Source organism: Ensifer sp. EB106-05-01-XG146 (assembly GCF_058791875.1).
In genome coordinates, this window is sequence record NZ_JBYTDX010000001.1 from 725718 (window position 1) to 743995 (window position 18278).

At 62.7% G+C, this 18278-nt stretch carries 22 protein-coding genes; 9 read left to right on the forward strand and 13 right to left on the reverse strand.

Annotated elements, in window-relative coordinates:
- Nucleotides 1-44 precede the first annotated feature (44 nt).
- The gene (locus AC3WVQ_RS03450) at nucleotides 45-659 is read left to right on the forward strand and encodes a TetR/AcrR family transcriptional regulator (RefSeq protein WP_034789290.1); all 615 of its coding nucleotides are present in this window, start codon (nucleotides 45-47) and stop codon (nucleotides 657-659) included.
- A 57-nt stretch (nucleotides 660-716) separates the two neighbouring features.
- Here AC3WVQ_RS03450 and AC3WVQ_RS03455 read toward each other — a convergent pair whose 3' ends face one another.
- From AC3WVQ_RS03455 to gstA, 5 genes are all read right to left on the reverse strand, one after another.
- Entirely contained in the window at nucleotides 717-1235 is a 519-nt protein-coding gene (locus AC3WVQ_RS03455) for a DUF1697 domain-containing protein (protein WP_060516230.1), read from the reverse strand.
- A gap of 70 nt (nucleotides 1236-1305) precedes the next feature.
- Entirely contained in the window at nucleotides 1306-3414 is a 2109-nt protein-coding gene (locus tag AC3WVQ_RS03460; protein ID WP_034789294.1) for a S9 family peptidase, read from the reverse strand.
- Nucleotides 3415-3561: 147 nt separating this feature from the next.
- Entirely contained in the window at nucleotides 3562-3774 is a 213-nt protein-coding gene (locus AC3WVQ_RS03465; RefSeq protein WP_060516229.1) for a tautomerase family protein, read from the reverse strand.
- Nucleotides 3775-3783: 9 nt separating this feature from the next.
- Nucleotides 3784-4179 carry a nuclear transport factor 2 family protein gene (locus AC3WVQ_RS03470; RefSeq protein WP_034789298.1) on the reverse strand — a complete coding sequence of 132 codons (396 nt, stop codon included), beginning with the start codon at nucleotides 4177-4179 and terminating at the stop codon, nucleotides 3784-3786.
- Nucleotides 4176-4793, reverse strand: coding sequence for a glutathione transferase GstA (gstA, locus tag AC3WVQ_RS03475; RefSeq protein WP_309139229.1), 618 nt, complete (start codon nucleotides 4791-4793; stop codon nucleotides 4176-4178). The genes AC3WVQ_RS03470 and gstA overlap by 4 nt, the downstream gene beginning before the upstream one ends.
- A gap of 134 nt (nucleotides 4794-4927) precedes the next feature.
- Between gstA and AC3WVQ_RS03480 the strand changes: the two genes are divergently transcribed.
- Complete coding sequence (locus AC3WVQ_RS03480) at nucleotides 4928-5359, forward strand: winged helix-turn-helix transcriptional regulator (protein WP_051659156.1); 432 nt, start codon at nucleotides 4928-4930, stop codon at nucleotides 5357-5359.
- Here AC3WVQ_RS03480 and AC3WVQ_RS03485 read toward each other — a convergent pair.
- A complete protein-coding gene (locus AC3WVQ_RS03485; protein WP_034789469.1) occupies nucleotides 5319-6239 on the reverse strand; it encodes a LysR family transcriptional regulator in 921 nt (306 codons plus the stop codon). The two genes, AC3WVQ_RS03480 and AC3WVQ_RS03485, sit on opposite strands and share 41 nt — an antisense overlap.
- A gap of 147 nt (nucleotides 6240-6386) precedes the next feature.
- Between AC3WVQ_RS03485 and AC3WVQ_RS03490 the strand changes: the two genes are divergently transcribed.
- The 3 genes from AC3WVQ_RS03490 (at nucleotide 6387) to AC3WVQ_RS03500 (ending at nucleotide 8060) form a co-directional block, all read left to right on the forward strand.
- Nucleotides 6387-6659 (forward strand): DUF2798 domain-containing protein, encoded by a 273-nt coding sequence (locus AC3WVQ_RS03490; RefSeq protein ID WP_060516228.1) that lies wholly within the window; start codon nucleotides 6387-6389, stop codon nucleotides 6657-6659.
- 164 nt (nucleotides 6660-6823) lie between these two features.
- Nucleotides 6824-7189, forward strand: a complete 366-nt coding sequence (locus AC3WVQ_RS03495; protein WP_090294691.1) for an SH3 domain-containing protein — start codon at nucleotides 6824-6826, stop codon at nucleotides 7187-7189.
- A 112-nt stretch (nucleotides 7190-7301) separates the two neighbouring features.
- Complete coding sequence (locus AC3WVQ_RS03500) at nucleotides 7302-8060, forward strand: class I SAM-dependent methyltransferase (RefSeq protein ID WP_090294690.1); 759 nt, start codon at nucleotides 7302-7304, stop codon at nucleotides 8058-8060.
- Between the two features lie 64 nt (nucleotides 8061-8124).
- On the opposite strand, the gene AC3WVQ_RS03505 is transcribed toward AC3WVQ_RS03500, so the two are convergent.
- Nucleotides 8125-10284, reverse strand: a complete 2160-nt coding sequence (locus AC3WVQ_RS03505) for an inverse autotransporter beta domain-containing protein (protein WP_162731932.1) — start codon at nucleotides 10282-10284, stop codon at nucleotides 8125-8127.
- A 166-nt stretch (nucleotides 10285-10450) separates the two neighbouring features.
- The gene (locus AC3WVQ_RS03510) at nucleotides 10451-11290 is read right to left on the reverse strand and encodes an SDR family oxidoreductase (RefSeq protein WP_110818470.1); all 840 of its coding nucleotides are present in this window, start codon (nucleotides 11288-11290) and stop codon (nucleotides 10451-10453) included.
- 118 nt (nucleotides 11291-11408) lie between these two features.
- Between AC3WVQ_RS03510 and AC3WVQ_RS03515 the strand changes: the two genes are divergently transcribed.
- A complete protein-coding gene (locus AC3WVQ_RS03515) occupies nucleotides 11409-11777 on the forward strand; it encodes a winged helix-turn-helix transcriptional regulator (protein ID WP_371813560.1) in 369 nt (122 codons plus the stop codon).
- A gap of 61 nt (nucleotides 11778-11838) precedes the next feature.
- Here the strand turns inward: AC3WVQ_RS03515 and AC3WVQ_RS03520 are convergent, their stop codons facing one another.
- Nucleotides 11839-12717 carry a VOC family protein gene (locus AC3WVQ_RS03520; RefSeq protein ID WP_090294683.1) on the reverse strand — a complete coding sequence of 293 codons (879 nt, stop codon included), beginning with the start codon at nucleotides 12715-12717 and terminating at the stop codon, nucleotides 11839-11841.
- 300 nt (nucleotides 12718-13017) lie between these two features.
- Here AC3WVQ_RS03520 and AC3WVQ_RS03525 point away from each other — a divergent pair, with 300 nt between their 5' ends.
- Nucleotides 13018-13440 (forward strand): universal stress protein, encoded by a 423-nt coding sequence (locus AC3WVQ_RS03525; protein ID WP_029742913.1) that lies wholly within the window; start codon nucleotides 13018-13020, stop codon nucleotides 13438-13440.
- Between the two features lie 65 nt (nucleotides 13441-13505).
- The gene (locus tag AC3WVQ_RS03530; RefSeq protein ID WP_029742914.1) at nucleotides 13506-13850 is read left to right on the forward strand and encodes a TraR/DksA family transcriptional regulator; all 345 of its coding nucleotides are present in this window, start codon (nucleotides 13506-13508) and stop codon (nucleotides 13848-13850) included.
- 2 nt (nucleotides 13851-13852) lie between these two features.
- Here AC3WVQ_RS03530 and AC3WVQ_RS03535 read toward each other — a convergent pair whose 3' ends face one another.
- Complete coding sequence (locus AC3WVQ_RS03535; protein ID WP_090294680.1) at nucleotides 13853-14323, reverse strand: GNAT family N-acetyltransferase; 471 nt, start codon at nucleotides 14321-14323, stop codon at nucleotides 13853-13855.
- A gap of 243 nt (nucleotides 14324-14566) precedes the next feature.
- Here AC3WVQ_RS03535 and trhA point away from each other — a divergent pair, with 243 nt between their 5' ends.
- Nucleotides 14567-15223 (forward strand): PAQR family membrane homeostasis protein TrhA, encoded by a 657-nt coding sequence (trhA, locus tag AC3WVQ_RS03540; protein ID WP_029742916.1) that lies wholly within the window; start codon nucleotides 14567-14569, stop codon nucleotides 15221-15223.
- 7 nt (nucleotides 15224-15230) lie between these two features.
- Here the strand turns inward: trhA and AC3WVQ_RS03545 are convergent, their stop codons facing one another.
- The 3 genes from AC3WVQ_RS03545 to AC3WVQ_RS03555 all read right to left on the reverse strand — a co-directional run bounded on the left by AC3WVQ_RS03545 (nucleotide 15231) and on the right by AC3WVQ_RS03555 (nucleotide 17947).
- Nucleotides 15231-15755 (reverse strand): hypothetical protein, encoded by a 525-nt coding sequence (locus AC3WVQ_RS03545; RefSeq protein ID WP_060604052.1) that lies wholly within the window; start codon nucleotides 15753-15755, stop codon nucleotides 15231-15233.
- 106 nt (nucleotides 15756-15861) lie between these two features.
- A complete protein-coding gene (msrB, locus tag AC3WVQ_RS03550) occupies nucleotides 15862-16269 on the reverse strand; it encodes a peptide-methionine (R)-S-oxide reductase MsrB (RefSeq protein WP_034789321.1) in 408 nt (135 codons plus the stop codon).
- 85 nt (nucleotides 16270-16354) lie between these two features.
- Entirely contained in the window at nucleotides 16355-17947 is a 1593-nt protein-coding gene (locus AC3WVQ_RS03555; RefSeq protein ID WP_244546711.1) for an EAL domain-containing protein, read from the reverse strand.
- Between the last annotated feature and the right edge of the window lie 331 nt (nucleotides 17948-18278).

Here is an 18278-nt window from a genome sequence, read left to right on the forward strand (position 1 = left end):
GCCGAGTAATTGCTGGAAACCGTACCAATGGTAGGGAGCAGCTAATGCGAAAGGGTGAGGAAACGCGCGCCAGAATCCTCGACGTCGCCGAGGCGGCGGTGCTTGCCAAGGGTTTCGGCGCGACTTCGATCGACGAGCTGATCGCCGAGACCGGCATCACCAAGAGCGGATTCTTCTACCATTTCCGCGACAAGAACGAACTCGCGCGGGCTCTGCTCGAGCGCTACATCGAGAACGACGAGCGCATCTACGACGAGATCTTCGGCCGCGCCCATCAATTGTCAGACGACCCGCTGCAGGCTTTTCTTCTGGGACTGAAGATGCTGTCGGAAATTCTCGCTGACCTGCCGAACGGCCATCCCGGCTGCCTGGTCGCGGTCATGTGCACGCAGGAGCGTGCTTTCGATCGCGAGATCCAGGAGATCAACAGGCAGGCGGCGCTGATGTGGCGTCGGCGTTTCGGCACGATGTTCGAGGCGATCATGCAAGTCTACCGGCCACGCGAGCCGCTCGACGTCGACCAGCTGGCCGATATGGTTTCGACCGTGCTTGAAGGCGGCATCATCCTGTCGAAGGCGCTGAAGCAGCCTGAAAGCCTGCCGCAGCAGCTGCTCGTGCTCCGATCCTTCGTCCGGCTGCTGTTCCAGCCGGCAGCCTGAGCAATTCCAGGAAAAGTGTGGCGCGGTTTTCCGTCCGGAATGGCGCCTTGCGGTGCGTCAACCTTCCATCTCAAGCGCCAAGGCAGCAAGCTTGCGCACCGTGTTGAGGTTGCGCGCGGTGCCTGGCTTGGCGGCCGGCAGCTTGAACTTCGAACGGCCGGAGCCGTTCGGGAAGTGGATATAGATCTCAGCTCCGGCAACCTGGGCTTCTTCGCCATCGGGTGCCACGAGTTTGTCGAGCGCGTCTGATGGTGCCGGCTCGCGCAGGAAAACGACAAGCAGCAGATTGGGCTTGGCGTCCGGGAAGGGGGCCTGATCGGCGATCGCCTGCAATTGCGCGCCGGTCCTGATCATCACGCCTGGCGCCTTACCGAGCTTTTCCTGAAGTGCGCTGTCCAGCATTGCCGCCGCGTCTGCCGCCGGCAGATCGGAGCGGAACAGCACGTTGCCGCTCTGGATGTAGGTCTTGACGTCGGCAAAGCCGAGCCCCTCGCAGATCGCCTTGAGGTCGGCCATTGGAAGCGATCCCGTACCACCGACATTGACGGCTCGCAGCAGGGCGACGTGGACGGGCATGGCGGGACCTTTCACATCAGGTGGCAATGGGATGAGAAAAACGCAAACAGGTTTCCTCATCCCGATCCGTTTACATCTTGCCGGCGACCTTGATGGCAAAGGCGTATTCGAAGGCGATCTCCTCGAGCCGCTGGAAGCGACCCGAAGCGCCGCCATGGCCGGCGTCCATGTTCGTCTTCAACAGGATCGGCGCGCTGCCCGTCGTCTTCTCGCGCAGCCGCGCGACCCACTTCGCCGGCTCCCAATAGGTGACGCGCGGATCGGTGAGACCGCCGAGTGCCAGGATCGCGGGATAGGACTTCGCCTCGACATTGTCGTAGGGCGAGTAGCCGGCGATGATGTCGTAGAACTCGCGGCTCTCGATCGGGTTGCCCCATTCCGGCCATTCCGGCGGGGTCAGGGGCAGGGTGTCGTCGAGCATGGTGTTGAGCACGTCGACGAAGGGTACGGCCGCGATAACGCCGGTGAACTTCTCCGGCGCCATATTGGCGATCGCGCCCATGAGCATGCCGCCGGCGGAGCCGCCTTCTGCGACGATCTTCGCGTAGGACGTGAACTTCTGTTGATTCAGATAGTCAGCGGCCGCTATGAAATCCTTGAAGGTATTGGTCTTCTTGGCCATCTTGCCGTCTTCGTACCAGGCAAAGCCGCGATCCTTGCCGCCGCGGATATGGGCGATGGCATAGACGAAGCCGCGATCGGCCAGCGACAGGCAATTGGTGTTGAAGCCGGCCGGAATGGTGATGCCATAGGCGCCATAGCCATAGAGCAGGCAGGGCGCCGAACCGTCGAGCGGCGTGTCCTTGCGGTAAAGCAGCGTCACCGGCACTTCGGTGCCATCCCAGGACGGCGCGAAGACGCGGCGGGTGACATAGTCGTCCGGGTTGTGGCCCGAAGGCACTTCCTGGGTTTTCAAGAGCGTGCGCGCGCGCGTCGCCATGTCGTAGTCGAAGAGCTGCGACGGCGTGGTCATCGACGAGTAGGAGAAGCGGATGACGTCGGTGTCGTATTCGGCAGCACCGGAAAGGCCGAGCGAATAGGCCTCTTCGGCAAAGGCGATCGCGTGCTCTTCGCCGGTCTTGCGGTCGCGGATGACGATCTCCGGCAGGCCTTCGCGGCGCTGCAGCCAGACGAGGTGGCGGGCATAGGCCATGTGGCTGAGGATCAGTGTGCCGGGCTTATGCGGCACCACCTCGCGCCAATTCTCCTTGCCCGGTGCCGTGACCGGCGCTTCGACGATCTTGAAGTCCTTGGCGCCGTCGGCATTGGTGAGGATGTAGAAGACGTCGCCGCCTTCGGTCATCGCGTATTCGAGCCCGGTGACGCGCTCGGCGACGAGCTTCGGCTCAGCCGTCAGATCCTTTGTCGAGAGCAGTCGGTATTCGCTCGTCTCGTGATCGTGGATGTCGATGTAGATGAAATCGTCGAGCAGCGAGCCGCCGACCGACATGAAGAAGCCGGGATCCGTCTCCTCGAAGACCAGCCGGTCGTCGGTCTGGGCGGTGCCGAGGATATGGTGGAAGATCTTCGACGGGCGGTGGTTGTCGTCGAGCACTGTGTAGAAGAAGCTCTTGCCATCGGGCGCCCAGGCGCCGCCGCCGCCGGTGTTCTCGATCACGTCTGCCAGGTCTTCGCCCGTTGCGAGGTCGCGCACCCGAAGCGTGAAATACTCCGAACCCTTGTCGTCATAGCCCCAGATGCCGAGGCTATGGTCGGTCGAATGGTCGAGCCCGCCAAGGCGGAAATAGGCCTTGCCTTCGGCTTCCTTGTCGCCGTCGAGCAGCAATTGCCGGATCGCCTCGTCCTTGTGGTCGCCGTCACGGGGAATGCGGAAGTAACGCGGCTGCTCGCCGCCGGTGACATAGGCATGGCCGTAGGCGAAGGGACCGTCCTTGACCGGGATCGAGCTGTCGTCCTCCTTGATCCGGCCGCGCATCTCGGCAAACAGCGTCTTCTGAAGAGCCTTGGTGTCATCCATCGCCGCGTTCATGTAGGCGTTTTCGGCCTCCAGATGCTTGCGGATATCAGGATCGAGGATCGAGGGATCCTTGAACATCGCCTGCCAATTGTCCGCGCGCAGCCAGGCATAGTCGTCGGTGCGGGTAATGCCGTGGCGCGTGTCGCTGACCGGCTTCTTTGCGGCGACGGGAGCTTTGGGGAGGTTGCTGAATACGGACAAGATACGTCTCCGGGATCAATGCGGCGGGAGACAATGAGATAGAGACCCTGTCGAAAGCGATCAAGCGCAATCGAGCTACGCGCGGATCACCGCGGCATCGGGTGGGCTGCTGCCCCTTCCATCGTGGTGGGTAGGGGCAGCGTGTTGCTACGATTTTTCGCCGACCTTTCGCCGGTACGCATCAACCGGCAATCCACCGACGCCCCAGTCTTCGAGCGCCACTTCGTCGATGACAACGAAGGTGGTGGCCGGATCCTTGTTGAGCACGGTGTGAAGCAGATCGGTGACGCCCTTGATCAGGGTTGCTTTCTGCTCGGGGGTTGCACCCTCGCGGGTTATCTTGATGTTTACGTAGGGCACAAGCTTCTCCTATTGCGCGGATGCGATGTCGTAATGGAAGACCTTGGCGATGATCTGCCAGCGGCCGTCAAGAAAGACCAGGGACAAAAAGTCGGTGAAGGCCTTCTCGCCGATGGCGCATTGCACCTTGGCAAATGCGGTTACGGGGCCTGCGAACTCAATGGAAAGAATACGGTCGATGCGCGCTTCGTCTCGGCTTTCGGGCGAGGGACGTTTTTCGACGATCGGAAAGTACCTGTTCATGTCGAGTTCGAGCAGGGTTCCGTCCGTTGCGGTGGCATAGAGCGCCTTCGGGTGGAAGACTTGCCTGAGAATGTCGGTGTCGCTGCGATAGAGCCCGTCGAAGTAGCGTTGCAGGACGTGGACGATGGCTGCGAACTGCGGATCCTTCGGTGACGCGCTCATGCCGCGACCAGGCCTTCCGCCTGCATTGCGCTGCGCACGGCAGGACGTGTGCCGATCCGTTGCATGTAGGCTGCGAGATGCGGCCATTGCGTGAGCGCGATCCCGGTGCCGCTGCTCCAGTTGACGACCGTGAAGAGATAGGCGTCGGCGACGGAGAAGACCTCCCCGAGCAGGTAAGGGCGCCCGTCCGCGAGCAGGCTTTCGACATGGGTCAAGCGTTTCGCCACCTGCAGCGTGGCTGCCTCCTTTGCATCGGGGGATGCGGTCGGGTCGAACAGCGGCGAGAAGGCCTTGTGCAGTTCCGATGAGATGAAGTTCAACTGTTCCTGAAGGCGGGTGCGCGCCAGCGTGCCGTTTTCAGGCGCAAGTTTCGCCGCCGGAAAGCGATCGGCGATGTACTGCACCACAGCAGCACCTTCGGTAACGACCTCGCCGCTTTCCAGCACCAGCGCCGGTACGTAGCCCTTGGGGTTGACCGCCTTGTAATCCGCACCGGTCTCGGTGCGATGAGTCTTGGTATCGACCCGGACGATCTCGAAATCGGCACCGGCCTCGTGCAGGCTGATATGGGGGGAAAGCGAACAGGCGCCGGGGGCGTAATAGAGCTTCATCATCTGGTTCCTTCTGAAATGATTGTCCGTTTGTCGAGGACGGCGGAACCTAAGCGGAAGCGGTAACCTTTGTATATCAGATAACCTTATGTTACCTCCCTTTCCGGTTTCCCCGCGGTAACTGGAAAGTTTTGCCCATGAGCTTGAAAATTCGGAAAAATCGGGCCGCGGCCTTGCCGCCGAACTGCCCGGTCGGCGAGTGCATGGTGCTACTCGGCGGCGCATGGACGCCGAACATCCTCTGGTCCTTGAGCGCCGGGCCGCGCCGCTTCAGCGAACTGAGGATCGACGTGCCCGGTATTTCGGCAAAGGTGCTGAGCACTCGGTTGAAGGAACTTGAGGAGAAGGGTGCTGTCGAGCGGCGGATCATGCCGACGTCGCCGCCTTCCGTGGAATACAGCCTCAGTGAGCTCGGCGCGGAGTTCATCCCGGCCATCCATGCCATCGTCGAGGTCGGCTATCGGCTGAAGCAGCGGCGAGGCGTCGAGGTCGTGCGCAAGGAAACGGCTGCCGCTCCGGTCCCGGTCACTACCAGCGCCCCTTCAGGCTCTGCACCGCATGCTCGATGAACGCGCGCACCTTCGGCGTTTGCGCCTGGCGGTCGGCAAAGCAGGCATAGAAATCGAAGGGCTCGTGGTCGGTGCTGGCCAATCCCTCCTGCGGCAGTTCGCCGAACAGCGGCACCACCAGCCCGCGTTCGATCAGCGGCGCTGCGATGAAGGCGCCGAGCCGGGTGATGCCGGCGCCGGCGATCGCCATCTCGGCGAGCGTGTCGATATCGTTGCTGACGATCGTCGCCTTCAGTTCCGGCTCGAAGCGCAGGCCGTCGCGGGTAAACGCCCAGCGAAAGATCCGGCCATGCCCCGCATAGCGGTAGACCAGGCAATCGTGGTGCACGAGATCTTCCGGTTGCTGCGGGCGGCCGCGTCGCTCCAGATAGGAGGGGGCTGCACAGATGATCATCGGCACGGAGGCAAGCTTGCGGGCAATCAGCCCCTGTTCGAGCTGCAGACCGAAGCGCACGCTGATGTCGATGCCTTCGCCGATATGATCGATCTCGCGGTCGGTGACGACGAGCTCGATCGAGACATCCGGATACCGGGCGGCGAAGGAGGGAACGAGCGGCGCCACCACATGGCGGCCAAAGGCGACGGATGAGGCGATCTTGAGCGGCCCGCGCGGCTCGGTGCTGAGTGCCGAAACGGCGGCGGCTGCAAGCTCCAGCTCGTGTACGACGCCGCGCACCCTCTCGTAGTAAATCCGCCCGCTCTCGGTCAGGCCCAACTGGCGCGTGGTGCGGCTGAGCAGCCGGCTGCCGAGCGTTCGCTCCAGGCGGGCGATGTTCTGGCTCGCGGAAGCGGGTGTAATCCCGAGCTTTCGTGCCGCCGCGGCGATGCTGCCTTCCTCGACGCTCCTGACGAAACTCTCGACGCCGCGCAAAGTGTCCATAATCCAAACCATCGAATAGAAACATCCATTCGATGGTTTTGCCTGTTTCTGAACAAGGCTGCAATGGCCTACCTGGCTGCGACGCGATCCGTATAGTGCGGCCAGAAACGAGGGGGTGGTCCCCTCGATCAAACCAGGAGACTTCTGATGGAAGACACCCTATCGGCGCCGCGGCTCGCGCGCAGCCGCAAGCTACCGCCGCGTGCGGCCCCCGTTGCCTTCGCCTTCTTCATGTCGGCGATCATGGCGTTCCTGATGTGCTGCGTCATCGTCGGCGTCAACACCGGCATCGACGCCGGCTACCCGGCCCGCGTGCTCGGTTCCTACGCGCTCGCCATGCCCGTCGCCTTCGTCTGCGTGCTCATGGTCCGCCCCGTGGTCGCGCGGCTGGTCGGCGTCGTCTGCCGCCTGCCGGGCTGACAAGACCCCGTCCCGGAAAACCGGGGCGGGCGGCATGCCCACGTCGTCATGGGATAAGGGGCGCTCTCGTCGTGAATCCATTCAGTTGCAATTCAGCCGAGGGGTCGCATTCTGTTTTCTGCCGCAACGACTGGCGGTCTGATCAAGGGGCAATGGAGATGGGCATGTTGAACAAGCTGGTGCAGGCGGCCATTCTGGCCGGGTCGCTCTCCACCGCACTTCCCGCTACCGCAAGCACGTTCGCCGCCTGGGAAGTGTCCGGGGTCGACTGGAACGACGTACTCAACGCGCGCGCCTGGCCATCCTCCTCCTCGGCGATCCGCGCCGGCTATCCCAACGGCACGAAACTGCAGATGACCGGCCGCTGCATGAACGGTGTCGATCTCAAGCGCATCGCCCGCTGGTCGGCTTCGGCCCAGCGCCAGGCCGTGCGGGCCACCTGGTGCCAGATTTGGCACGATCCGCAGCGCAGTGGAAACTGGCAGGAGGGCTGGGTTTACGGCAAGTTCATCCGGCCGGCGCGCTTCTGACACGTTTGGGCGGTGACGATAAAGCGTCGGCGTGGCTGGCAAACAACAGCCCTGGTCGCATACTCCCGTATAAAGCACAGCGTTGCTTTGTTTTATCGGGAGCAGAGGTATCGTGAACAATACCTATGGCAGACTTGCCTCTCATGTTTATAATTTAGACAAATATATTGGTAAGTCTTTCGGCGACATCGAGTATTATCGGCAGAGGCTCGAGGGCTATCGTGGGCCGATCCTCGAACCAGCCGTCGGCAACGGCCGAGCGCTGATCCCGTTGCTGGAGGCCGGTTTCGATGTCTGCGGGTTTGATGCCTCGCAGGACATGCTCGACTATTGTCTCGCCCAATGCGCCGGCCGCGACTTGGCGCCGGCCCTGTCTCGCCAGACCTTCGAGACCTTCACCTATGCAAAGCGCTTCGATGCGATTGTCGTGCCCGCCGGTTCGTTGCAGCTGATCGCCGACCATGCAGCGGCATCAGCCGTGCTGAAGCGCTTTTACGATCACCTGGCGCCGGGTGGTCGATTGATCTTCGATCTTTACCCGGGCGACATGGTCGCCGACCTGCAGCCGAATATCCGCAGCTGGCAAACGGAGGCGGGCGACGTTTTGACCCTGACCAGCCAGCGGGTGAAGACCGACATCCTCGGCCAGACGACCGTTTCGCACCTGCGCTACGACCTCTGGCAAGAGGGACGGCTGGCGTCGAGCGAGCTCGAATTCTTCACCATGCGCTGGTGGGGCGTTCAGGAAATGGCACTGACGCTGCAGGCAGCCGGTTTCGCCGATATCGTCGTTTCCGGCGATTATGCCTTCGGTAGAGTTCCACGAGATGGTGACCACGTGGTCACCTTCGAATGCCGACGCCCGGTATAGATCGCGCGGCGAAGCAAACCGGACAAAAGAGCCACGCCCGGTCGCCCGGGCGTGGCTTCGGTTATCAGCGGCAACGGGCCGCGGCGTTGCCCTGATCGAGCTTCACGCCGTTGACGGTCAGCACCGAACCCGGCGACTGGGTAATCGTCCCGGCCGACCAGCCGTTGTCGAGCAGGCAATCCTTCGGCGTGTTGCTCACGCTGACATTGCCGACGATGTCTTCGGTCGGGCCCGAGAAGTAGAGGCCCGCCTTGCCGGCTTTGTCGACGGTCATGTTCTTCAGCACGACGTCGCGCACCGGTCCTCCAAGGAACTCGAACTCGTTGCCGTAGATGAAGGCGCCATAGGTGCCGGCATTCGTTACCTTGACGTCCTCGAGCGAAATCCCGGAGACGGGATTGAAGAAGATGCCGGCGTTGCGGGTACCGTCGACGGTCAGTCCCTTGACGTTGACGTTGGTGGTCGTCGCATCGAGGTTCGGGCTCGAGACCAGCATCAGACCGTTGATGCCGCCAAAGAGCCGCATGTTGTTGATCGCGACGTTGGAGGTGCCCTGCAGCACAACGAGATCCATGTCCCGGTCCTGCTTGGCATTGTCGACCGTTACACGGTTGAGCCTGACATCCTTGCCGGCGACGAGCAGCACGCCTTCGCGGCGGGAGTTGCTGATCGTCACGTTGTCGAGCGTGACGTTCTGCGTGCCGGTGACCAGTTCGTAGTCTGTCCGTCCGACCTTCCTGAACTCGCCGCCGGCAAAGACCCCATAGGTGACCTTGTCGATGACAGTGTCGCGCACCGTCACGTTTCGGCTGCCGACGGAGCTGACGGCGGCATAGGGCGCCTTGTTGGGGTTGTAGATCGAGAATTCGCAGGTCGTGTTGTTCTCGCAAATGTAGAGGTCGTGGATGCGGCTGTCCTGAACCAGTGCGCCATTAACGCGCGTGAAGCGAATGCCGTCGTGGTTGGTGGCGGCAATGTCGACCTTGTCGACGGTGACATCTGCGGCGTTCGTGGCCGAAATGCCGGCTAGGCCGCCGCGGACCGAAAGCGACGAGATGGTGCTGCCCGACGCCATGGCAATCACGTCCTGGGCCGGGTTGTAGCCGGTGATCGTGGTGGCCGCACCCTGATTGACGAAGGTTGCGGTCGCGCCGCTGCGCGCGCCGCTAACGGCAATTGCGCCGCCGCCGCCAAGGAGTGTCTGGCCGTTGCCGAGCGCGAGTGTGCGGTCGAGACCGAGGTTGCCGTCCGCGAGGATCAGCGCGTCGGCGCCGGCAGCCCCGATCAGGGCGTTGATGTCGGAGGCATTGCCGGAAGCCGAGGAAACGGTCACCACCCGGCCGGCGTTACGGCCGGTGCCGGCAAGCTGCGCGGCCTCGACATCGCCGGTGGCGCCCGCATGGGTGCGGATGCGGGTGGCGCGCTCGACACGCTGGGTCATCGGATCGAAGGCGTCGGCGGTCGAGCCGGTCGCGCCGAACGGGATGCGCAGCCGTGCCATGACGGCGCCCTTCAGCTTGTCCTCGTTGTCATAGGTGCCGGTCACGCCGAGCGAGACGGTCGATCCCTCGGAAAGGCCCGGCAAGTCGGCAAAGGTCAGTTCCGCACGCAGCTTGGCGCCGAACATGTCGCCGAGGTTGCGGCCGCCATACCAGTAGCTGCCGCCGAAAACCTTCAGCTGAACGTTGGAGTCTTCCGCAAAGACAGGCAGGCGCCCGCCGATTTCGGCGTCGATGCCGCGTCGCGCCCGTTCCTTGCCTTCCTGGAGGACGAGCACGTGGTCGCGCACATAGGCGGCATTGAAGGCGCTCAGCGTCTTGGCGCCGGTCAAAGGCAGATAGAAGTTGCTGCGCATTTCGAGGTCACCGCTGAGCGCCTCGAAGCCGAAGGACAGCTGGCTGAAGGCGTTGCCGTGGTCGCTCTTCAGATAGTCGTAGTAGCCGTAGCCGCCGATGACCCATTGGTCGTTGGCACGGAACCGATAGCCCACGCCGACGGAGCCCTGGCGGACGGAATCGTTGGCAATGGCCCCGCGTGTATCGATGAAAATCGCATCGCCCGAATCGAGCACGAAGGGGAGGAAAAAGCCGCCGCCGGCAGCTGACCCGCCGCTGAAGAAGCCGCCTTCGATTTCCGCCTGCGGACGAAAATCCACCGCCAGCGCGGGGCTCGAAAGAAGGGTGCTGCTCGCCAGGGCAGCCGCAAGAAAATTCTTATTTTTCATATTATTAACTCCGCATGAATGCGACCTTGGGCGAGGCCGATTGGGCATGCGGTTAAAATATGTGAGTATAATACTCAAGTTTATTGATCGGTTGTCTGGGAACTATCCAGCGGCGTGTTGACGCAGGCCGCCCGCGCGGGAACGAGCGGCCATCGTCCGGGTTCGGTCAGGCCCTGAGAGCCTCGGCATTGTCCTTGGCGTAGGTTTCCAGGCTACGCGGCTCGTGGCCTGTCAATATCTTTACGTCGCCGGTAGGGTTTGCCACCCAGCCTTCGCGCACGGGATGGAAGATCGACGCGAGGAAGCGGGCGTAGTCCTCGGGCACCCCGGCGCCGACCAGCACGCCGACGAAGGTCTCGTCATCGACAGGCGTGTAGGCGATGGGCTTAACGGTCACGCGTGACAGGATCGCTGCCGCCTCGCCGTAGCTCAGCGCTTCCGGCCCGGTGAGGTTGAAGGCGCGGCCGTTGAAGGCTTCGCTGGTCAACGCTGCCACGATGCTTTCGGCAATGTCGCGTGTATCGATGAAGCTCGTCTTGCCTTCGGCCGCCGGAACCGCGATCGCGCCGTGGCGGATACCCTCGATCCAGTAGCTCTGGAAATTGTCGGAGAACCAGTTTGGCCGGAGGATGACGAAGGGTGTTCCGGTTTTCTCGAGCTGCAGCTCAAGTTGGCGATAGGGGATGTTGTCGTCCGCATCGACGCCGATGACGGTCATCAGCACGACCTTGATGCCGCGCGCGGCAGCGGCGGCCATGATCGGTCCGACCAGCCCGACCGGGTCGAGATATCCCGCCGGTGTCAGAACGAACAGGCGGTCGACGCCGTCGAGCGCCGGGCCAAAGGTCGTGGCATCCTCGTAGTCGAAGGCGACGGCTTCCGCGCCATCAACGGCTGTCGCCTTTCGGGACGCAGCCCTGACCGTTTCGCCACGCGCGACCAGCGCCCGTACCACCTTGCTGCCGATCGTCCCGTTCGATCCAAGAACCAGAATCTTGCCTGCCATCACCGTTCTCCTAAGTATCCAAATGAAACCATGTTGCGGATGGACACTGGATATTGGTCCGGGAAAATGCTGTAAAGGAGGCAGTTTTTGGTGACATGGTTTCCGCTCGGAAACCGCGATGGGGTGCCCGATGGAGTACGACGTCTATATCCAGACCTGTCCGACCCGCCTGGTGCTGGACAGGCTTGCCGACAAATGGGCCGTGCTGGTGCTTGGAAAGCTCGATGAACAGCCGGTGCGCTTCAACCAGTTGAAGCGCGAGATCGACGGCATCTCGCAGAAGGTGCTGTCGCAGACCCTGAAGAAGCTGGAGCGGGACGGGCTCGTCAGCCGCAGCGTCTTTGCGACGGTGCCGGTGACCGTGGAATATGCGATCACGCCGCTCGGTCGCACGCTGACCTCGACGGTCGCGGCGCTGACGCGCTGGGCGGAGGAGAACATCGAGGCTGTGCTGCAAGCCCAGCAAAAATACGACCGCAGCACCTGAGGCGGCTGCGGCCGGCAAGTTTGCCACTGGCGCAAAGGCGCCTGTGGCCTGGGAGAGAGGATCAGGCGACGAGCTTGAGGCCGATGCCCCAGGGGTCGACGAGGCTTTGGCCATTGCCGTTGCGGCTGACAGCGATTTCCAGCGTATCGAGCTTCGCGAGCGCCGCTGTGAGCTCGCCCGGCTCCTTGTACTGGATCGTATAATCCGAAAGTCCGGTCATGTGGCCTTCGCGCTTCGGCGCACCCCGCGAGTTCCAGATATTGGCGGCGACGTGATGGTGGTACTTGCCCGCGCCGAAGAAGCTCGCGCCGGGATAGCGTGCCATCAGCCCCAGGCCCAGCACGTCGCGGAAGAAAGCATCGGCCTGAGGAATATCGGACACCTGCAGATGGATATGGCCGATGGCCGTCCCGTCCGCCATGCCGCCCCAATTGTCCTTGGGTGCTTCGTCGTAGAGCGCCTGCAGATCGAGCGGCAGCGTATCCATGCCGACGGTCCCATCCGGCTTAAACGTCCATTCGCTCCGCGGCCGGTCGCGATAGACTTCGATGCCGTTGCCTTCCGGATCGGCGAGGTAAATCGCCTCGCTGACCAGGTGGTCGGACGCGCCCTGCAGCCTGATATTGTTGTGCGCGATATGGGCGAGCCAGCGGCCGAGTTCTTCGCGGCTCGGAACAAGAAAGGCGTTGTGGAAGAGGCCAGGCGTGTTGCGTGGCGCCCGCGCGGCGTTGCCTTCGGTCGTCAGGGTCAGCAGCGGGTGGCCATTGACGCCCAGCGTCTCGCCGCTCTTGCTCGCTTCGATCGGGCTCAGGCCCATGATCTTCTGATACCAGGCGGACACGGCCGGCAGATCCTGGACGACCAGATGCGCATGCTCGACATGCGCGGGCATGGCAAGCGCATGGTCGGTTGGCATGTCGAAAGTCTCCTGCGAGGTCATGTCTGTCTCCTTGGCATCGAAGCTACGGCCGGTTCGCCGTTTCAGTTTCATCGAAACTGTTGGGAATATGGGCCGCCTCGTTCGTTCACGGAAGCCTGTCAGTCACTTGATGTTGTGTTCGACGCGCGTTGACAGTGGTTGTCGTCGCCCTACCTCATTTCGAGTGGGGCCATGCGCGCGCAGCGCTTTCGATTTGATTTCAATCAAAGCCGAAGATGCCGTCGAGGCGCAATCTTGAGACGAGGGATTGGCCTGTGGCAACAGCCTGGCGATCCGCGTGGGCAACAGAAGGAGTACAGCATGTACAAGAAGATCATCGTCCCGATTGCCATGGATCAGCTCGAACACGGCGAGTCCGTGCTCGGCATTGCCGAAAAGCTGATCGATGAGGGGGGCGAGATTATCCTGCTGAACGTCGTCGAGGATCTGAACGCCTATGCGCAAGGCTACATGATCGTGGATTTCCCGCTGGAAATGGTCGAGGAATCCCGAAAGCAGGCGTTAAAGACGCTCGAGGCGCTCAAAACCAAGCATGGGATCAAGGGCCGCATCGAAATCCGCACCGGCGGGGCCGCCGGCACCATTAACGCCCTTGCCAGCGAAGAAAACGCCGATCTCGTCATCATCGCGTCCCATCGGCCGGGCCTCATCGACTACTTCATCGGATCGACGGCAAGCCGGGTCGTCAGCCATTGCCCCTGCGCCGTTCTCGTCGACCGGTAAGCCACGAACAACAAGAGCGCATGCGGCGCGAGACCTTCGCGCCGCCACCGCCAAGGAGTCTTCAGATGGACAAACATGGGCTTGACGACTTTCACGACCGCCTGACACGCCGCAAGGCGGAGCTGCAGGGGCGTCTGGTCAGGATCGAGCACGATCTCGATGAGCCGATGAACGCTGATGTCCCGGACCGGGTGACCGAGCGGGAAGGGGACGAGGTTCTCGAAGGCCTTGGTCTTGCGGGCCAGGAGGAGATCCGTGCGATCGATGCCGCGCTCGATCGGATCGCCGCCGGCACCTTCGGAACCTGCGTGCGCTGCGGCCTGCCGATTTCGGCGGCGCGCCTGCAGGCTGTGCCTCATGCGCCACTATGTCAGGAGTGCGCGGCCGAGGTCGCCCGCGGCGGGCGTTGACGTCAGGCGGTCGGACCGCTCCCCAAATCCACTTTCAGTCGGGGAAGGAACCGCCCGGGGATCACGCTCGACGCGACGACCCCGTCATCGATTGCCCCCATGCGGCGGTAAAAGTCGGCAGCGCCGGGATCCGCATCGATCGTCATGACCATTGCGCCGCGCTTGCGGGCGGCTGCGACGCACCAGTCGAAAAGCTGCCGGCCAATGCCTGCCGCCCGTGCTTCCGGCTCGATGAACAGCTTGTCCAGTTCAACCACCTGTCCGCTCCCGCGGACCTGCGCCAGACCGAGGATGCGCTCGCCCTCCATGGCGACCTGAAGCTCCGAATCCATCCAGTCGTCGGCTGTGAGCGTCAAAGCCGCCCGGCATGCCTCAAGGAAGGCGGCGTCATAACCCCAAACGGCCTTTGATCGCACGCAGAGGTCGCTGAGCGCGGCCGCCTGATCCGGCTGAGGGCTACGCAAGACTGACATGATGATCCTCCCGATCGCATCCTTCGGCCGTTCATGTGGTCATCGCCGTGGCCTTCGGCAAGTCTCCCGTCAAACTTCTCAGACCGGTCATGCGATTGTTGTAATGCGTTGCAAAAGTTGATGCTTTTGCCACGTCCCTGCTTCTTTGCCGCGGCGCGGCCTTGTGGCAGGATGGTGGAAACGTTGCGGTGCGATGGGGCATGCGCGCCGCCGGAGAAGAAAAGGCTCGGGGAGAGGGAAGACGTGGAATTCGCAGGCGTCAAATGGAACTATGACCGTTCGGAACTGATTGCCGACGGCATCGTTCACGGCATCGGCCTGGCGGCTGCCTTGGTTGGCGTGACCGCGCTGATCTTCTACGCAACGCTGTGGAGCACGACCGGCCAGCTTGCCGCCGCCGCCGTCTATGGCGCGGGACTGCTCGCGACGCTCTCGATCTCGTTTCTTTACAACCTCTATCCGGTTTCGCGCACCAAGTGGTTCCTGCGCCGCTTCGACCACTCCTCGATCTTCGTACTGATCGCCGCGACCTATACGCCCTTCCTGCAGCGCGGCCTCGATGATCCCTTCCTGTTCGTGATGCTGATCGGCATCTGGGCGATCGCCGGCCTGGGCGTCGCCATCAAGTGCTTCTTCCCGGGCCGCTTCGACCGGCTGGCGATCCTGCTCTATCTCGCCATGGGATGGAGCGGCGTGCTCGCGGTCGGCCCGCTGCTGTCGGCGCTGACGGCAACGACGCTCGTGCTGATCCTGATCGGCGGCATCATCTATTCTGCCGGCGTGATCTTCCATGTGTGGGAAAAGCTGCGCTTCCAGAACGCCATCTGGCATGGCTTCGTCGTAACCGGAGCGGCGGTACACTATTCGGCCGTGCTGACCTGTTTCAGCGCCGCGTCCTGAGCGGCGATCAGTTTGGCGCTTCGCCGGCGGCCGCGGCGACCGGTGGATGCTGGCAACCTTCTGAAGGTCTCAGCGCCTCTGCCATGCGCGAAATCACGCCATCGAAGCTGGTGAGCCGGGTCTTGCGGTACTGCAGGCGGAAATAGGCGGCGCTGCCGTCACAGAGCGCGATCGCCCGGGTATAGAACACTTCGTCACCGCGCGCGCCCGAGAAACTCGCCCAGGCGGCCGTCACACGCGAATAGGAAATCCGCCAGTCACCCTCCCGCTCGTAGCCCATGCGGTCGTTGACGTCGGTCTCGAAGTCACCGTCCATGAGCGTGCTGCCAAAGACCGAAAGGGTCGCGCCGTTGTCGTTGGCGTGAAAACTCGCGCCATCGCCATTGTCGCCCTGGCTCTGCAGCTCGAAACCGGGAGGAATGTCGAGCACGTAGCCAAAGCGGGCGTTGGCGTAGGGAACCCAGTCTTCGGCCGCCGCCGCTGTGAGGGCGGAGGGAAGCAGCAATGCGAGTGCTGTCAGGATGCGTAGCATGCGGACCTCCTCTCGCTTGCTCGATCTATAGCTTCTAGCGCGGCTGGCGCCATGGGACCGTTCCCGGCGGAACAGCATCCCATGCCACTCCTTCCGCGCCCCGGTGTCAATCCTCGGTAAACGTCATCGCATGGCCGTTCAGGCAGTAGCGCAGCCCCGTCGGCGGCGGGCCGTCGGGAAAGACGTGGCCGAGATGCGCATCGCAATCGGCGCAGCGGATTTCCGTGCGCACCATGAAGTGGGAGCGGTCCTCGATCTCGCGGATCGCCTGATCGTCGACCGCGGCGAAGTAGCTCGGCCAACCGCACCCGGAATCGAACTTGGTGTCGGAGCGGAACAACGCCCGGCCGCAACAGACGCATTCGTAGGTGCCCGTCTGTTTGTTGTTGAGGAACGGACCAGTGAACGGACGCTCGGTGCCCTGCTGTCGCGTGATGCGATACTGCTCCGGCGAGAGCTGTGCCCGCCATTCCGCATCGGTTTTCACCACTTTCGGCGTCTTTACGGTCGTCATGAACGTCTCCTGTCGTTGCCGCGACTATATAGGAATGCAGGACCGCGCGCGCAAACATCACCAGGCCGCGTCCGCGTGAAGGGCCTCAAGCGATTTCGCGGCGGATCACCGCCGGCCCGGCCCCGAGCCTGCGTTTGCTGTCATTGTAGAAGGCAATGAACTCGGCCGCCGGCAGCGCCTTGGAGAACAGCCAGCCCTGGCCGTATTGCACGCCGCGCCCAATGAGATAGTCGGCCTGTTCCTGCCGCTCGATCCCCTCGGCAACGATGTAGAGATCGAGCGAATTGGCGATGTCGATGATATGCGGCGTGATCGAGCTGGTGGCCGAATCGGTGCCGACCGTATCGATGAACGACTTGTCGATCTTCAGCGCATCGAGCGGTAGCTCCTGCAGGTATTGCAGGCTCGAATAGCCGGTGCCGAAGTCGTCGATAGCCACGGAGTGGCCACGCCGGCGCGCCTCCTCGATCGTCGCCCGGGCGGATTTGACGTCCATGAAGCCGCGTTCGGTTGCCTCCAGCCAGATCTGTTCTGTAAGCACGCCGGTGTTTCGAAGCGCCGCCTCCATTACCGGCAGGATGCGTCCGGATTTCAGGTCGTCGGCGGCGAGGTTGATCGCGATGTGCAGCGAGCGGTCGGCGACGAGCACGCTCTTCAATTCGGCGATCATCGCAATGAGGACCTGATCGGTGATTTCCTCGATCAGTCCGTTTTCTTCCGCAAGAGGGATGAAGAGATCTGGCCGGACCATCTGCCCATCGGGGCGCCGCCATCGCACCAACGCCTCCGCGCCGACGCAGATGCCGCTCTTGAGCTCGATCAGCGGCTGGTAGTGCACAATGAACTCGCGCCGCTGCACGGCAATCGAAAGCTCGCCAAGCGGCGACAGACGACGCCGGGATAGCCAGACGACAAGCCCGACCATCAGCGCCGCGACCAGCGCCCCGACTGGCAGGAGCAGCAGGCGTTCCCGATCCATGTCGCTGAGAATGGCGATGCTGGGCGCAGTGGCAACGGCGATCCAGTCGGCGTCCCGTGATGTTGCAAACAGGTCCTCGGCATTGCTGCCGGTCTTCGGAAGATCGGCGAGCCGTTCCGTCAGCGACGGGTCAGGATCGTTGAGGGTGCTGACCAGCACGCCGTTTTTGGTGGCGACAGCAAGCCGGGTGCCGGGCTCGGCGATCACGTCGACGAACCGGACCGGGTTGGTCAGCACCGTGTAGGAGCGATACCGGAACGCCGTCATGGGCGCGCCGGTGCTGATTGTCGGATACATCCGCGGGATGACTTCGACGCCGTTGCTCGCAAAGAAATCGGCAGGCGGCGAGCGGGTGAGCCGACGCGGCGGGTAACCCCACGAGGTGCATCTGAGCAACCCGTTCTCGAAGTAGCCGATATCCTCGATGGCGGTCGTGTTGACGACGAGGGAGCGCAAGGCTGCGATATGCGTGGCCATGCATGGCGGCATGTCGAACCGGTCGGCCGTCTTCAGCGCCCGGGACGCTTCTCCGAGCGCGGCGTCTGCGCGCATGATGGCATAGTCGGCCAGGCGGGCGAGCCGGGCCTGTTCGCCGCGCACGGCGATCGACCAGGAAAGATAGTAGGCCGCAAGCATCGGCAGGATCGCGCCGAGGGCGGCCAGGATACTGGCGATGACGACTATGCGAGATCGTTCCAAGCGGGTCCCGCCCTATTCGAGATAGTGATGTTCTGTTCCGTGCCTGTCGTTATCGATACTGAAGCGGGCAACCGCTTCTGAGCCGTTGCAAGGTCTGCCGGCGGAGGCTTGTGGTCGGTTCGCTCTGAATTGAGAAAGTCTGCAAATACAACTATCACGTCTTGCAGTTCCGTTTCCAGAACGTTCGATCTATCCCCCGCCGCCCGATGAATATTTTGCTAACAGCATTTTAATTGTTGTTGGCGGACACCGCGTAAATCGCGCGAATCTGGTAATGCAAGGCCTCCGCTTCGGTTCGTCCGGCCGAACTGACGGATATATAACGCCGATT

What these genes read in the sequence shown, in the direction of transcription:
- AC3WVQ_RS03545 (WP_060604052.1), bottom strand. Translation starts at nt 15,755, where the DNA reads ATGCTACGCATCCTGACAGCACTCGCATTGCTGCTTCCCTCCGCCCTC.
- msrB (WP_034789321.1), bottom strand. Translation starts at nt 16,269, where the DNA reads ATGACGACCGTAAAGACGCCGAAAGTGGTGAAAACCGATGCGGAATGG.
- AC3WVQ_RS03490 (WP_060516228.1), top strand. Translation starts at nt 6,387, where the DNA reads ATGGAAGACACCCTATCGGCGCCGCGGCTCGCGCGCAGCCGCAAGCTA.
- AC3WVQ_RS03495 (WP_090294691.1), top strand. Translation starts at nt 6,824, where the DNA reads ATGTTGAACAAGCTGGTGCAGGCGGCCATTCTGGCCGGGTCGCTCTCC.
- AC3WVQ_RS03480 (WP_051659156.1), top strand. Translation starts at nt 4,928, where the DNA reads ATGAGCTTGAAAATTCGGAAAAATCGGGCCGCGGCCTTGCCGCCGAAC.
- AC3WVQ_RS03530 (WP_029742914.1), top strand. Translation starts at nt 13,506, where the DNA reads ATGGACAAACATGGGCTTGACGACTTTCACGACCGCCTGACACGCCGC.
- AC3WVQ_RS03485 (WP_034789469.1), bottom strand. Translation starts at nt 6,239, where the DNA reads ATGGACACTTTGCGCGGCGTCGAGAGTTTCGTCAGGAGCGTCGAGGAA.
- AC3WVQ_RS03535 (WP_090294680.1), bottom strand. Translation starts at nt 14,323, where the DNA reads ATGTCAGTCTTGCGTAGCCCTCAGCCGGATCAGGCGGCCGCGCTCAGC.
- AC3WVQ_RS03525 (WP_029742913.1), top strand. Translation starts at nt 13,018, where the DNA reads ATGTACAAGAAGATCATCGTCCCGATTGCCATGGATCAGCTCGAACAC.
- AC3WVQ_RS03455 (WP_060516230.1), bottom strand. Translation starts at nt 1,235, where the DNA reads ATGCCCGTCCACGTCGCCCTGCTGCGAGCCGTCAATGTCGGTGGTACG.
- AC3WVQ_RS03505 (WP_162731932.1), bottom strand. Translation starts at nt 10,284, where the DNA reads ATGAAAAATAAGAATTTTCTTGCGGCTGCCCTGGCGAGCAGCACCCTT.
- gstA (WP_309139229.1), bottom strand. Translation starts at nt 4,793, where the DNA reads ATGATGAAGCTCTATTACGCCCCCGGCGCCTGTTCGCTTTCCCCCCAT.
- AC3WVQ_RS03520 (WP_090294683.1), bottom strand. Translation starts at nt 12,717, where the DNA reads ATGACCTCGCAGGAGACTTTCGACATGCCAACCGACCATGCGCTTGCC.
- AC3WVQ_RS03515 (WP_371813560.1), top strand. Translation starts at nt 11,409, where the DNA reads ATGGGGTGCCCGATGGAGTACGACGTCTATATCCAGACCTGTCCGACC.
- AC3WVQ_RS03510 (WP_110818470.1), bottom strand. Translation starts at nt 11,290, where the DNA reads ATGGCAGGCAAGATTCTGGTTCTTGGATCGAACGGGACGATCGGCAGC.
- AC3WVQ_RS03450 (WP_034789290.1), top strand. Translation starts at nt 45, where the DNA reads ATGCGAAAGGGTGAGGAAACGCGCGCCAGAATCCTCGACGTCGCCGAG.
- AC3WVQ_RS03470 (WP_034789298.1), bottom strand. Translation starts at nt 4,179, where the DNA reads ATGAGCGCGTCACCGAAGGATCCGCAGTTCGCAGCCATCGTCCACGTC.